General features: G+C 28.0%; 12 protein-coding genes and 1 CRISPR repeat array. Of the genes, 11 read left to right on the forward strand and 1 reads right to left on the reverse strand.

All coding sequences use genetic code 11. The features are described 5' to 3' along the window. Positions 1-20 precede the first annotated feature (20 nt). From cas3 to LQE93_RS15850, 10 genes are all read left to right on the forward strand, one after another. Complete coding sequence (cas3, locus tag LQE93_RS15805) at positions 21-2,306, forward strand: CRISPR-associated helicase Cas3' (RefSeq protein ID WP_231074444.1); 2,286 nt, start codon at positions 21-23, stop codon at positions 2,304-2,306. A 39-nt stretch (positions 2,307-2,345) separates the two neighbouring features. Then, a complete protein-coding gene (cas4, locus tag LQE93_RS15810; RefSeq protein WP_231074446.1) occupies positions 2,346-2,840 on the forward strand; it encodes a CRISPR-associated protein Cas4 in 495 nt (164 codons plus the stop codon). Positions 2,841-2,855: 15 nt separating this feature from the next. Then, positions 2,856-3,848, forward strand: coding sequence for a type I-B CRISPR-associated endonuclease Cas1b (cas1b, locus tag LQE93_RS15815; protein ID WP_231074448.1), 993 nt, complete (start codon positions 2,856-2,858; stop codon positions 3,846-3,848). A gap of 12 nt (positions 3,849-3,860) precedes the next feature. After that, entirely contained in the window at positions 3,861-4,139 is a 279-nt protein-coding gene (cas2, locus tag LQE93_RS15820) for a CRISPR-associated endonuclease Cas2 (RefSeq protein ID WP_231074450.1), read from the forward strand. Positions 4,140-4,317: 178 nt separating this feature from the next. Next, a CRISPR array of direct repeats spans positions 4,318-7,386; the repeat unit is 30 nt; unit sequence ATAGCAGTAGCTCCATATTGGAATGTAAAT. Positions 7,387-7,723: 337 nt separating this feature from the next. Then, a complete protein-coding gene (locus LQE93_RS15825) occupies positions 7,724-8,188 on the forward strand; it encodes a hypothetical protein (RefSeq protein ID WP_231074452.1) in 465 nt (154 codons plus the stop codon). A gap of 799 nt (positions 8,189-8,987) precedes the next feature. Next, on the forward strand, positions 8,988-9,770 hold the full coding sequence (locus LQE93_RS15830) for a MerR family transcriptional regulator (RefSeq protein WP_231074453.1): 783 nt from the start codon (positions 8,988-8,990) through the stop codon (positions 9,768-9,770). A 57-nt stretch (positions 9,771-9,827) separates the two neighbouring features. Continuing rightward, a complete protein-coding gene (locus LQE93_RS15835; protein WP_231074455.1) occupies positions 9,828-10,547 on the forward strand; it encodes an ABC transporter ATP-binding protein in 720 nt (239 codons plus the stop codon). 1 nt (position 10,548) lies between these two features. Next, a complete protein-coding gene (locus LQE93_RS15840) occupies positions 10,549-11,292 on the forward strand; it encodes an ABC transporter permease (RefSeq protein ID WP_231074456.1) in 744 nt (247 codons plus the stop codon). 1,028 nt (positions 11,293-12,320) lie between these two features. After that, on the forward strand, positions 12,321-13,262 hold the full coding sequence (locus LQE93_RS15845; protein ID WP_231074457.1) for a DUF4474 domain-containing protein: 942 nt from the start codon (positions 12,321-12,323) through the stop codon (positions 13,260-13,262). A 13-nt stretch (positions 13,263-13,275) separates the two neighbouring features. Next, positions 13,276-14,178, forward strand: a complete 903-nt coding sequence (locus LQE93_RS15850) for a metallophosphoesterase (RefSeq protein WP_231074459.1) — start codon at positions 13,276-13,278, stop codon at positions 14,176-14,178. A gap of 55 nt (positions 14,179-14,233) precedes the next feature. Here LQE93_RS15850 and LQE93_RS15855 read toward each other — a convergent pair whose 3' ends face one another. Next, the gene (locus tag LQE93_RS15855; RefSeq protein WP_231074460.1) at positions 14,234-14,461 is read right to left on the reverse strand and encodes a hypothetical protein; all 228 of its coding nucleotides are present in this window, start codon (positions 14,459-14,461) and stop codon (positions 14,234-14,236) included. A 566-nt stretch (positions 14,462-15,027) separates the two neighbouring features. Here LQE93_RS15855 and LQE93_RS15860 point away from each other — a divergent pair. Continuing rightward, the gene (locus LQE93_RS15860; RefSeq protein WP_231074462.1) at positions 15,028-15,435 is read left to right on the forward strand and encodes a hypothetical protein; all 408 of its coding nucleotides are present in this window, start codon (positions 15,028-15,030) and stop codon (positions 15,433-15,435) included. Positions 15,436-15,584 lie beyond the last annotated feature (149 nt).

Below are 15,584 nucleotides of genomic sequence, written 5' to 3' on the forward strand. Positions count from 1 at the left end.
ATATCTAAGAGGGGATAAATATGAGAGATAGAATGGAAATAATCGATAAAGATACCTTAGAATTGATGGAAGAGAGATTAGCAAAACCTGATAAAAGTATAAAGAAACACACAGAAGAACTACTAGAAGTTTTAGATTTATTATATGAATTTGGATATATAGATAATGAACGAGTCTATGAACTAGTAGAAAAGGCCTGCCTATATCATGATTTGGGAAAACTTAATGATGAATTTCAAAAAAGAGTTAAAGGAAAAAATATAAGATTTAATGAGAATAAAGAAGTGGTTCATAATGTATTATCTTTATATTTTATAAATAGTAATAAATTTAATGCAGAAAAAGATTATCTGACCGTTGCTCATAGTGTACTAAATCATCACAATTATGGATCCGTTTTTGAAATTATAAATAATAATGAGAATCTAATAAAGTATTTATTAAATGGGTTTAATACTATTAATTTTAGCAGTAGAACAAAATCAAAATTAGCTAAAAAAGAATTAATAAATGATATAGAAACTATAAAAGTTAAGGGATTTCTTCATAAATGTGATTATTGTGCCAGTGCAGGAATACCTGCAGAGTATAGGAATGATTTTTTAGGAAGTTCATTAAATAATTTACTAATAAGCTGGCAGGAAAGTAATAAAGAGGCAAAGTGGAATGAATTACAGGAGTTTTGCTTGGAAAATAAAAACGAAAATATAATAGCAGTTGCTCAGACTGGAATGGGAAAAACAGAAGCAGGATTACTGTGGATAGGTGATACGAAAGGATTCTTCATTTTACCCATAAGAACAGCTATAAATGCTATATATGATAGAGTTAGAGTTGAGTTGTTAGATAATAAGCATATTGATGACAGAGTTGCGATACTTCATTCAAGTTCTATGGAATATTACTTAAGAAATATAACTAATAATGTGGAGGGGATAGAGAAAATAGATTTATTGAACTATCATAAAGTAGGAAAACAACTATCACTTCCATTAAATATATCAACAATGGATCAAATATTTGATTTTGTATTTAAGTATCCTGGGTATGAGTTGAAATTAGCTACTCTAGGATATTCAAAAATAGTTATTGATGAAATACAAGCATATGGACCAGATTTATTAGCATATTTGATATGTGGTATAGAAAATGTAGTTGCTTTAGGCGGAAAGGTAGCTATACTTACTGCAACTTTACCTCCATTTATAAAAGATTTATTGAAAAGAAATATAACGTTCAAGGAAAATAATAAAGCTTTTACTACAGATACGGTTAGGCATAATTTAAAGGTTATGGATAAAAGAATAGATGCTGATGATATTATTGAAAAATTTAAAGAAAATAAGAAGCTAGATAAAAGTAATAAAATACTTGTAGTATGTAATACCATAAAGGAAGCTCAGAGATTATATGAAGACTTAAAGAATAAAGTTGAGAAAGAAGAATTGCATATATTGCACAGCAAATTTATAAGAAAAGATAGACTAGAAAAGGAACAAGAAATAATAGAGTTTGGGAAAACTTTTAATAAGAATAAGGAGATAGATAAACAAAGTGGGGTATGGATTTCTACATCTATAGTAGAAGCAAGCCTTGATATTGACTTTGATTACTTATTTACAGAACTGCAGGATTTAAATTCATTATTTCAAAGATTAGGTAGATGTAATAGAAAAGGTAAGAAATCGGCAGAAGAGCATAATTGTTATATATATACTGAAATCAATGAAGCTAACATAATAAATGGCAAAAAAGGTTTTATAGATGGTACTTTATTCTCTTTATCTAAAGAAGCTATAACAGGATATGATGGACCTATATCTGAGAATAAAAAAGTTGAAATGATAGAAAATTATCTAACTACTGATAATCTAGTTAATAGTGATTATATGATAGAGTATAGAAAAGTATATAATGATATAAAGGATATACAGCCATATAAATTTGAAAAAGATAAAATTGATTTAAGAAATATATTATCAGAGGATATTATTCCAAGTCCTATATATGAAAGATACCTTGGAGATATAAAGGAAATAGAAGAAAAGCTAAAAGATAGAGAGATTGATATTTACGAAAGAATAAGGTTAAAAGATGCGTTAAGACAGTATACAGTATCAGTTCATCCGAATGATGTTGGAAACTATGAAAGAAATAGAATAACTGGGAAAGCTATGGCTTATGGCAGAATATTTTTAGGTAGTAGTGGGAGAGATTATATAAAAATCATTGAGTGCGAATATGATGAATCAGGATATAAAAAAATGAAGTATGAGAAACAGACCAGAGATTCTGCTATATGGTAAGGATACTTATTAATAAAATTAAAAAATAAGAGGGTATTTATGAAAAAAGAAATTACTGGGGTAATGATTTATTATTATGAAGTTTGCAAAAGAAAGCTATGGTATTTTTACAACGAAATACAAATGGAAGAAGGCAATGAAAGTGTTGCAATAGGAAAAGCTATTGACGAAGGTAGCTATCAAAGAGATACAAAGCATATAAATATAGATAACATAATAAATATAGACTTTATACGGTCTAAAAGTGTATTACATGAAGTAAAAAAGAGTAATAAAATCGAAGAGGCTAGTATACTACAAGTAAAGTATTATTTATATTTTTTAAAGAAAAGAGGAGTGGATAATATATCAGGTAAAATTGATTACCCGCTTCTTAAGCAGAATGTAAATATAGATTTTACAAATAATGATGTTGATATGATAGAAGAAGTATTAAAAGATATAGATAGAGTAGTAAATGATAGTAAACCACCGATAATTGATAAAAAAAGAATATGTAAATCTTGTGCATACTATGATTTATGTTTTATATAGGGAAAAGGAGAATTTATGAAGAGAAGCTATTATATTTATAATAATGGATTATTAAAGAGAAAAGATAACTCCATTGCTTTTATAGATGAATTTGGAGAGAAGAGATATATTCCAATAGAGACTGTAAATGAAATATATGTTATGTCTGAAATGGATTTTAATACTAATTTGATAAATTTTCTAGCACAACATGATGTTATAATACATTTTTTTAACTATTATAGTTTTTATACAGGAAGCTTTCAACCAAGGGAAAAGTTAGTATCAGGTAACTTATTGGTCAATCAAGTGATTTATTATACTGATAAAAATAAGAGAGTAGATTTAGCTAAAAGATTTGTTGATGGAGCAAGCTATAATATATATAGAAATTTAAGATATTATAATGGTAGAGGAAAAGATGTACAAGAGTATATGGATAAAATAGAATCATTAAGAAAGCATATCTATACTAGCAATAGTATAAATGAATTAATGGGGTATGAAGGAAATATAAGAAAAATATATTATGAAGCTTGGAATATAATAATAGATCAGCAAATTGATTTTAAAAAAAGAGTAAAGAATCCGCCTGATAATATGATAAATACATTAATTTCATTTATTAATACTTTAATATATACTAAGGTTTTAGGTGCTATTTATCACACACAACTAAATCCGACTGTAAGCTATTTACATGAACCTGGTGAGAGGAGATTTTCATTAAGCTTAGATATTGCAGAGATATTTAAGCCTATATTAGCAGATAGACTTATATTCTCGCTCTTAAATAAGAAACAAATAACTGAAAAAAGTTTTACAAAGGAACTTAATTATTTACACCTTACAAAAGAAGCTTCAAGAACAATTGTTGGAGAGCTAGACAAGAGATTACAAACAATAATAAAACACAAAGATTTAAATAGAAGTGTATCATATGAATATTTAATGAGACTTGAATGTTATAAGATAATAAAACATTTATTAAATGAAAAAGAATATGAGCCGTTTAAAATATGGTGGTAAGGTTGGTACAGTATGTATGTAATATTAGTTTATGATATAAAAACTGATTATCAAGGGCAAAGAATTTTAAATAAAACATTCAAGATATGCAAAAAATATTTATCGCATATTCAAAACTCAGTTTTTGAAGGTGAATTGGCAGAGTCGCAAATAGTTAAGCTAAAATATGAATTAGATGGTATAATAAGAAAAGATGTTGATTCAATAATTTTATTTAAAAGTAGAAATGAAAAGTGGCTTAATAAAGAGATGTTGGGTAAACAAGAAGACAAAACTAGTAATTTTATTTAATTGTCGACCTGACATAATGTTGAAATATATGCATAAAGACAATGCTAGGTATAATCAATGTTTATAAGCAAAACAACATAATAAATAATATAATAACTTTAGTGTATTTACTATATATTTAAAGATAGACAGGAATAGTATGTGAATACTAGTGATATCAATAGTTATATAGTAACGGATAGCAGTAGCTCCATATTGGAATGTAAATCTGTTCTGTGGAAGAAATTCCCCAAATGAAATTTTATAGCAGTAGCTCCATATTGGAATGTAAATGTTATAGAAGAGTGGAATAATTTGAATCTTTCTAAGATAGCAGTAGCTCCATATTGGAATGTAAATATTTAACTACGATAAAGATTATAAAGATAAATTATTATAGCAGTAGCTCCATATTGGAATGTAAATACGCATAATTCGCAAGTAGATTCGCTAAAAAACCAAATAGCAGTAGCTCCATATTGGAATGTAAATAATGACTACTAGAGAAATAGTTAGAAATTATATATATATAGCAGTAGCTCCATATTGGAATGTAAATGTGGGGTGTATTATTTAGGAATACTAATGGACAAACTATAGCAGTAGCTCCATATTGGAATGTAAATAATTAAATGAAATATTGTATAAATTAGAAAATGGTTATAGCAGTAGCTCCATATTGGAATGTAAATACCTTCTATTATCATTAATTCAATTTTAACTGTTCCATAGCAGTAGCTCCATATTGGAATGTAAATTTTGACCAATTGTGTTATTTGTGTTCTGTTCTAAAAGATAGCAGTAGCTCCATATTGGAATGTAAATAGAGCATTAAGAGGTCGCAAAACAGAGTTCAAGTAAAATAGCAGTAGCTCCATATTGGAATGTAAATTCCACACCTTATTAACATAATGTTAATAACTCTTTATAGCAGTAGCTCCATATTGGAATGTAAATAAATATTAAAGCTATGAGAGATAAAGCTTTACAAACATAGCAGTAGCTCCATATTGGAATGTAAATTGATATTATATATATTAGTAGCTTTAATAAGTTCCATAGCAGTAGCTCCATATTGGAATGTAAATATATATTGAACGCTTCTAGCAAACGCCATATGTCTAGATAGCAGTAGCTCCATATTGGAATGTAAATGTAGTTAACCATATTGACGGAGATAGAACAAATAAATAGCAGTAGCTCCATATTGGAATGTAAATGAAGAGCAACAAGCAATATTAGAGCAATATCCAGAAATAGCAGTAGCTCCATATTGGAATGTAAATTTATCTAATGATGGTGTAGTTTCTACTACTTTTATAATAGCAGTAGCTCCATATTGGAATGTAAATGATAAAGAAGACCTTATAGCTGGTCAAGATAGCACATAGCAGTAGCTCCATATTGGAATGTAAATGCGTCTATAACATCTGGTGTAGCTATAAATCAACTTATAGCAGTAGCTCCATATTGGAATGTAAATTCTAATAGTAGAATGTTGTTCAACATTAGTCTAGCAAATAGCAGTAGCTCCATATTGGAATGTAAATATTGGAAGTCAGGTAAAGCAAACTGGTGGAGATGATATAGCAGTAGCTCCATATTGGAATGTAAATTAAAAATTAACTTCTTATGTATTCACCCTTGAAGTAATAGCAGTAGCTCCATATTGGAATGTAAATTCTGTATTTTGGGCAACAGTAGAAAATAATAGAAATATAGCAGTAGCTCCATATTGGAATGTAAATTTTTTTACCTCCATATAATAAAAGCCGCATATCCTAATAGCAGTAGCTCCATATTGGAATGTAAATGTATATATTCCCATCATGAATAATAGGTAATTTCTATAGCAGTAGCTCCATATTGGAATGTAAATTAAAATTAAGAGATTTATATTCATTTTTATCATTCGATAGCAGTAGCTCCATATTGGAATGTAAATTTCTCTAATCTCCTTCTTCCATATATCTAAAAACTAAATAGCAGTAGCTCCATATTGGAATGTAAATTGAAGTAACTCTCTTTTAATTTCTATCATCAATCTCATAGCAGTAGCTCCATATTGGAATGTAAATTTCATTATGTTCAAATGCTATGACTTAGAAGATAGCATAGCAGTAGCTCCATATTGGAATGTAAATGAAATAGCACAAAGATTAATGAACGAAGAGAGTGTAATAGCAGTAGCTCCATATTGGAATGTAAATACAACATTGCAATATAATCAGGTTTTAATAACAAATAGCAGTAGCTCCATATTGGAATGTAAATGAATAACAAGTATTCTCTTAATTCTCATCTTATTTAATAGCAGTAGCTCCATATTGGAATGTAAATAGTGAAACTGAACCAAGCTTAAAATTTAGGGGAGAATAGCAGTAGCTCCATATTGGAATGTAAATTTAAGAGTATTAAAAAAAAGGGGGGTAACTCCCCCCATAGCAGTAGCTCCATATTGGAATGTAAATTATGGGTTGGCAAAAAAAGCAGAAATTAGTATAACTATAGCAGTAGCTCCATATTGGAATGTAAATTTGTAAATTAAAAATAATTCTTTTAACATTCTCAACATAGCAGTAGCTCCATATTGGAATGTAAATGGTGATTTGCTGCTTGTATGCTCAATTAACTTAAAAATAGCAGTAGCTCCATATTGGAATGTAAATCAATATAAAAAGTATATTTATATAACTAAATTTAACCATAGCAGTAGCTCCATATTGGAATGTAAATGGAATTAATTAATAATACTATATTCTTATATTTATGTATAGCAGTAGCTCCATATTGGAATGTAAATCTTGTCAACAATTATCCTGCTATAAAATGTCAAGAGAATAGCAGTAGCTCCATATTGGAATGTAAATGTTAGTACAGATTCATCTTTATTGTAATAATCAAGTAATAGCAGTAGCTCCATATTGGAATGTAAATTTCTTAGCTTGTATTTTAGCATCCTGTAACAGTTCCATAGCAGTAGCTCCATATTAGAATGTAAATTAAAGGAATAATGACTATCTTAGAACACGAAGGTATAATAGCAGTAGCTCCATATTGGAATGTAAATCAAGCTTCATCTAATAAGTCTATTATTTTTAATTCAATAGCAGTAGCTCCATATTGGAATGTAAATAAGTTTATGGGAGTAAGACGTGATGCACAGGTTGCTATAGCAGTAGCTCCATATTGGAATGTAAATGCTGGTTATGTAGGAGTTCAATATTCTGTAAATGGTATAGCAGTAGCTCCATATTGGAATGTAAATCAAACTATAAATCGTATAATTGACGTGTATAAATAATAAAAAATAAGTAAATTCATGTGCGCGTACACGCATACACACGCGTATAGGAAAAAAGGGGGATTATTCCATATTATAAGCTGTAATATGGTTCTTAAAGTAGAGTTTTAGCTTATGATAGAATGAATCGTAGCATAAGCAAGTGAGGTTTATAGTTTTAGGCATTGAAATAACTTGCCTAAGGTTATTTTTACAGTTAAAAATACCGTGTCATAAGTAAAATTTAATTTACAAAATATGTTATAATAAGTTAAGAAATGTATTTAAAGTGAAATATAAATTAGCTACCTATGGAGGTAAAATGAATAAGGTATATTTAGATGTAACAAAAAGAGAGAATTGTCCAGATATATGTGTATTTATAAAAGATACGGAAGTCATTAAGTCAGGTAGCTCTGTTTATCATATGAGTTTAAATGAAAAAAATGAAACTTATCAACAATATGCTGATGAGTATGATATACATTTTATTTTTGATGATGATATTCCTAAATTATCATTTTATACAGTTCCTCAAGTAGATATTTTTGCAACAGATAGCGAAGGTGGTTTAATTGGAACTATTGGTTCATTTACAGATTTGCAAAGTAATTTACCAATATGCTATATAGATAAAAATAAAAAATGTTTTCTAATTGCAAATAGCGGGAAAGAGTTTTTAGAAACAACAAATAACTGGAGAAACAATCTTAAACCATACAATCAAGTTGTATTTTATGAATCTAAATTAGAAGCTGAAAAAGAATTGAGATTTATTAATATTTAAGTTCTAAAAAATAACGGATTTAAATTAATGGTCTCTTATAAATTTCAATTTGCAGAGATGATTATTAGTAAAAAAATTGATGTTTATTTTTTATGAAAATTTGATATAATATAGATAAGAAAAGCTTAGTGAGATTAACACTAAGCAATCCTTAGAACGTTTTTAGTTTTAGGGATATTGGTTACAATTAAATAATTTTAATTGAGAAAAAGCACAACTATTCTTGGTCGGATGGAGTGCTTTTTTCATTTGTTTTAAAATATAGTTTAAAACATTTAATACCTATATTGAGTTCAAATTCTAAAAGTTTAGTTTTTGAACTTAAAGCCTTTATCATAATTATTAATAAAAATATCAGAACAATTAATAAAGTAAGTATCATATCCAATACCACCCCCTTAAGTTAAGATGAAAATCATCAATAACCCAAGGTGGGAATACGTACAACCACCGCAGCCATCCTCTACGGTATTTCAAAATATTACTTTAGAATTATACCATATTTATGTAGAATATATACAGAAGAATAAAATGGAAAGCTATTTGCTCTTGCAATAGTTGTGGAGAACCGTATCATAAGCAAGTGAGGTTTATAGTTTTAGGAATTAAAATAACTTGCCTAAGGCTATTTTTACAGTTGAAAATACCATATTATAAGTGACATTTCAAATTATAAATTGTCTGTAAGTTTATATAATAAATAATTTTTACATTTATTTTTTATAGAAATTTATATTGATGTATGATATAAAAATGGAATTATATATTATGACAATAATAAAGATGAAATAACATCAAAATGATTATAAAGGGAGTGAGGTCGATAGATAAAACTTATAAAACAAGTGAAGTAGCTAAGTTGATAGGAATACATCCAAATACTGTACGTATGTATGAAGATTTAGGGTTAATATCAAAACCTATTAGAAAAGACAATGGGTATCGTGTATTTACAGATTTGCATATAGATCAGCTTAAGTTAGCACGTAAGGCTTTTGAAGTTGAAGTTCTGCAAAATGGATTAAGAAAAAAGGCAATAGCTATTGTTAAGATGTTAGCTAAACAAGATTTTGATGAAGCTATTGTTTTAACTAAGGAGTATATTAAATCTATTAAAAAAGAGATTGACAATGCTAATGAGGCTGTAGATATTGCAGGTAAATTAATAAATGGATTAAATCATGACAAAGACTTTAATTTAAAGCGTAAAGAAGTTTCAGAATTGCTTGGAATATCTATGGATACTCTTCGTAACTGGGAGATGAATGGATTGGTAAATATTAAGAGAAAGCAAAATGGATATAGGATTTACACTTATGAAGATATCCAACGCTTAAAAGTTATTCGTTCTCTTAGATGTGGTAATTATTCTCTTTCTGCTATACTTAGAATGCTTAATAAATTATCAGAGCATAATGAAGCTGATATTAATGAGGTATTAAATTCACCTAATGAAAATGAAGATATTATTTCAGTATGTGATAAGCTTATAATTTCTTTGAATTTAGCTGCCAAAAATGCTGAGGAAATATTAGGAATGTTATATGAAATAAAAAGAAAATATTCAAACCCTCCACTTTAACACCAGACTTTTGTTTGGTGTTATTATTTTTACATCAAACAAGAGGAGGATATAAAAATGGATTATGCAATTAAGGTAGAAAAACTATCAAAAAAATATCAAAGTTATGTAGCGGTAGATAACTTAAGCTTTGAAGTAAAAAAAGGAGCTGTATTTGGGTTACTTGGAGCTAATGGAGCAGGGAAGAGTACAAGTATTGAATGTATACTTGGAACTAAAAAGATAGATAAGGGTGAAGTTTCAATACTAGGATTAAATCCGATATCTAATCGTAAAGAGTTATTTGAAAGGGTTGGAGTTCAGTTTCAAGAAGCTAATTATCAAGAAAATATACGAGTTGAAGAACTTTGTGAAGTGACAGCATCACTTTATAAAAATCCAGCTAATTATAAGGAGCTATTACAAAGGTTCGGAATTGAAGAAAAAAGTAAAACTTTAGTAAAGGAGATTTCAGGCGGACAAAAGCAAAGACTGTTTATTATACTTGCACTTATTCCTAATCCGGAAATAGTATTTTTAGATGAACTTACAACTGGACTTGATGCAAGAGCAAGAAGAGATGTATGGCAAATATTAAAAGACTTAAAGGAAAAAGGTTTAACAATTGTGTTAACTTCACATTTTATGGATGAGGTAGAAGTATTATGTGATATTATTTGTATTCTTAAAAAAGGAAAGGTAGTATTTCATGGAACAGTTAAAGAGGCTATTGAAGCAAGCCCTTATGAAAAATTAGAAGATGCATATCTTTGGTATACGGATGAGGAGGTAATGTAATATGAAGTCATTTATTACAATGTTAAAAACAGAGTTGAAGTTATCATTAAGAGGAATGGACATGTTCATATTTGCTATATGTATGCCTATAGTTGTACTTGTAGCAATAGGTATTATTTATGGAAGCAAACCTGCTTTTGAAGGTGCAAATTATACATTTTTAGAGCAATCATTTGGAGCAATAACATCTATTGCAATTTGTGATGGAGGAGTTATGGGCTTACCTTTAGTAGTTTCAGATTATAGAAGTAAGCATATTTTAAAGAGATTTAAAGTAACACCTGTTAATCCAATAGTTATATTATTAGTACAAGTTACCATATATGCTCTATACTCTTTAGTATCTATGATTTCATTATTTCTAGTAGCTAAACTTTTCTTTAAATTTAATATTCAAGGAAGTATTTTAAACTTCATTTTAGGATGGCTACTTGTTATGATTTCAATGTTTAGTATTGGAATTATGGTTGGTGGTATATCAAAAGATTCAAAAATTGCAGGAGTTATAGCAAGTGTTTTATATTTTCCTATGTTGATATTTTCAGGGGCAACAATACCATATGAGGTTATGCCAAATATAATGAAAAATATAGTAGATGTATTTCCACTTACACAAGGAATAAAAATACTAAAATCAGCAATTTTAGGACAATCTGTTGAGAATATTATAATACCAATATTTATAATGTTAATAATAGCTACTATTTGTTCAATAGTTGCAATTAAGTGTTTTAAATGGGAATAAAAATGATACATTTGTAGCTGGTATTAGAAGAGTGAGTATAAAACATATTACTGAAAGCTAGATTTACTAAAAGGGTAGCTCAAAAACATCAGCATGGATATTTTCATATAGGTAACATTGCAATTACTCATCATAAATAGTTAGAGGTAACGGAGATACTATTGAGGAATTTTATAAAATGAAAAAACCTTATTTATAGGAGATACGGAGAACCGTATCATAAATGAGTGATGTTTATAGCCTTAGGCATTGAAATAACTTGCCTAAGGCTATTTTTACAGCTGAAAATAACGTGTCATAAGTAAAATTTAATTTACAAAATATGTTATAATAAGTTGAGAAATGTATTTTATGAATCTAAATTAGAAGCTGAAAAAGAATTGAGATTTATTAATATTTAAGTTCTAAAAAATAACTGATTTAAATTAATGGTCTCTTATAAATTTCAATTTGCAGAGATGATTATTAGTAAAAAAAATTGATGTTTATTTTTTGTGAAAATTTGATATTATATAGATAAGAAAAGCTTAGTCCGATTAACACTAAGCGATCCTTAGAACGGTTTTAGTTTTAGGGCTATTGGTTACAATTAAATAATTTTAATTGAGAAAAAGCACAACTATTCTTGGTCGGATGGAGTGCTTTTTTCATTTGTTTTAAAATATAGTTTAAAACATTTAGTTCAAATTCTAAAAGTTTAGTTTTTGAACTTAAAGCCTTTATCATAATTATCAATAAAAATATCAAAACAATTAATAAAGTAAGTATCATATCCAATACCACCCATTTAAGTTAAGATGAAAATCATCAATAATTATAAAAGGATAAAGTAGTTAATAAATAATACTCACCCCCTAAAAATATATTTACGAATATATAGAAGTTTAACACTAATGTTACCTAACTAAGTGTTAAGCTTCTTTTTATTATTATTTAAGTTTCTTTACAATAATAAAATTATTTCACCAATAATGTTATACCAGAATAAAATATTGTAGAAATATATTAATTTAAAGGGGATATATCAAATGGATAATTCGATTGTACTTGCAATTTGTATGTCAGTTTTATCAATAATGATATTACTTCTCTTTTGGAGGTGGAGACGTAGAAAAGCTGCTATAGAAAAAGTAAAGGGAAGAACTGACGAAGAAAAGTTAAAAGATATAAATGATGCTCTAGAAATATATGGTTTCTTATTTGATATAGAGCAAGACATTGTTTATTCAAGCCTTCATCCACCACAAAGAAAGTTAGGTTATTGTAGTCTTTATGATGAATTAGCACCTTCATTAAATATGATTATAGATTGTGAACCTATTTATTTTGAGTATGGAGGAAAAAGATGGCTTATTGAGTTTTGGAAAGGACAATATGGTATGACAACTGGTGGAGAAGTTGGAGTATATGCAACAGATAAAAAGGATGTAGAGATACCAGATGTTTTTACAGGAACTTTTTATGAAAGTGTATCAGATAAATATCTTTTGCAGATGAAGTATATCTTAAAGAAAAATGACAATCAAATAATAGAAAGAGAAGAAAGACACTGGTGGTTAACAGGGTTTGATGTAGGATTATTTTCTAAACCAGAGGAATTATCTCTAAAAATTGAAATTACTTTCCCATATTTAGATATGCAAAGAGCCTTTATTGATGGACTTTATTATGCTGGATATAAAGCTAATGATATTAAGGTTAATGGCAGAATGGTTAAATTAGTTTTTACATCTCCTAAAACTAAGCAACCACAGAAATATAGTAAGTTTATGGTAGGATGTATTCAATTACTCAATAGATTTTATTGTAATTTGTTTAATTGGGTAACTAAAGATTTTACACGTGCAATTGATAAGATTGATTTCTTAAGAAGTTATTATCCAATATTATTTAAACTTCTTGCTAATGATAAGAAAGCTAAAAAATTAGAAAATCTTTATAGAGATATACAAGATTTTTTAGATAAATAATAGGGGTGATAGGATGGGAACCTTTGAAAGTTTATCAAAAGCTTATGAATCAGCTAAAGTTATTCCTTATGATTGTAACTCTAAGTTTGTTATGATGAGTGATTGTCATAGAGGAATTGGAAACTGGGGAGATAATTTCATATCTAATCAACATCTTTTCTGGGCAGCATTAAACTATTATTACGAAGGTGGATTTACGTATATTGAAGTAGGAGATGGGGACGAACTCTGGGAAAATAGATCTATGAAAGAGATAGTAAAGATTCATAGCAATTCATTTTGGTTGATGTCTAAGTTTTATAATGAAAACAGGTTATATATTATTTATGGAAATCATGATATAGAAAAGAAAAATGAGAAATTGTTCAATAGAAATTGTAGTGAGTATTATTGCGAGACAAGAAAAAAAGTTTGTCCGTTATTTCCTTCAATGCAGGTCTATGAGGGATTGATTTTAGAAGATAGCAATAATAGTAATAGAATATTTATTGTTCATGGGCATCAGGGAGATTTTATTAATGATAGAGCTTGGAAATTAGGTAGATTTTTAGTGAGGTATTTATGGAGACCATTAGAACTTTGGGGAGTTAAAGATCCTACAAGAGCTGGGGAAAACTACAAGCGTAAAGATAAAATAGAACAACATCTAATGAAATGGGCAGAAGAAGAAAATAAAATGTTAATAGCTGGTCATACACATAGGCCAAGCTTTCCTAAAGTTGGAGAAGTAATGTATTTTAATGATGGAAGTTGTGTTCATCCTAGGTGTATTACGGCAATAGAAATTGAGAAGGGTTCAATTAGCTTGGTTAAATGGAGTATGATGACAAGGGGAGATAGAACCTTGTATGTGGAAAGGGAAGTATTAGAAGGTGCAGTGAAGATAGATGATTTTTTTAAAGCTAGAGAAAATTAATAAATGACTAAAAGCCTAGCACTATAGTTTGTAGACTGTAGTGTTAGGTTTATTTTTAGTTAAATAATTTAGTTATTTTGATTTCTCCAACAATCGTATCACCTGCATATATAAAGCCCCATTCACGACCATCAGGGCAATCATTTTTAATGGAAAATGATAAATGTTCAATATTTAAGTATGGTTTTACTAAATTATATAGTTCATTATATTGAAGATATTTTATTGTTTCACAAAGGCTGACTTTATTTTCTCCTAATTCTTTAATTTCAATTTTATACATTACTTGCCTCCTAAATGTATCAACTATAATACAAAGTCATTATATGAAAATAGTTTTAGAAAATTAACAATTTTTTTTAGTAATTATTAATTAAAAATAAAAAATAAAATTTTGGCCTTAATAAGGAAACTCGCTACTCATACATATTTGTAGGAGTACACTTCCAGTGTAAGTTCAAGCAACAAAATATAAAATTTTGGCTTTAATAAGGAAACTCACTACTCATATACATTCGTAGGAGTAACTTCAAGTTACCAAATGTGAAATTTGGACTTTCAGTTAAAAAGGTACCTAAAATATAATTAGCTATTGTATTTAATAGTGACAAGGTTATTAAGAGTAATTTAAATTTAAAAAATTACATAAAATTTTAGATTTAATAAGGAAACTCACTACTCATATGCATTCGTAGGAGTAACTTCAAGTTACCAAATATGAAATTTGGACTTTCAGTTAAAAAGGTCCCTAAAGTAAAAATAACTCTTGTATATATTAGTATAAAAGAAATATGAAATTAAACTGAATTGATTAAATAAAAAAGCTTTATATTTTAGGAGGAATTTTAAATGAGAAACAATAAGATAAGAAAGATTTACGAAGTTATTAATGAAAATGGAAGAGGGCTAAACTTACATGAAATAAAGGCTATGACTGGTATTGGAAATGGATATAATAGCACAACTATTGATACTATTCCTGTAACTACTACTAATCATAAAAGTCAAAAAATATATGATGTAGTAACAAATATAAAAGGTAAAGTTAATCTTCATCAAATAAAGGCGCAAACTGGTGCAGGAAATGGACATAAACATAGCAATATAGTTGATGTAATAAATAATATTAGTAATGATATAGCTGAGGCTTGCAGTCATAAGAGCCATAAAATCAATGAAGTATTAAACAATAGTAGAAATCTTAATCTTCATGAAATAAAAGCTCTAACTGGAGCTGGAAGTGGATATAGACAATAATATTATAAAAGGGGCTGTATCAAAAAAAATTTGATATTTGCCGATAAAGAAAAGGAAGTTCGAATTTGAACTTCCTTTTTTGCGCATAGTAATAATATGAAAAACTTCACAAAAAATGTGATTCCTATGCAACAAATAGGATTTGCATT

It is taken from the genome of Clostridium sp. NSJ-145 (genome assembly GCF_021044725.1).
In the GTDB taxonomy this organism is placed as follows: Bacteria; Bacillota; Clostridia; order Clostridiales; family Clostridiaceae; genus Clostridium; species Clostridium disporicum_B.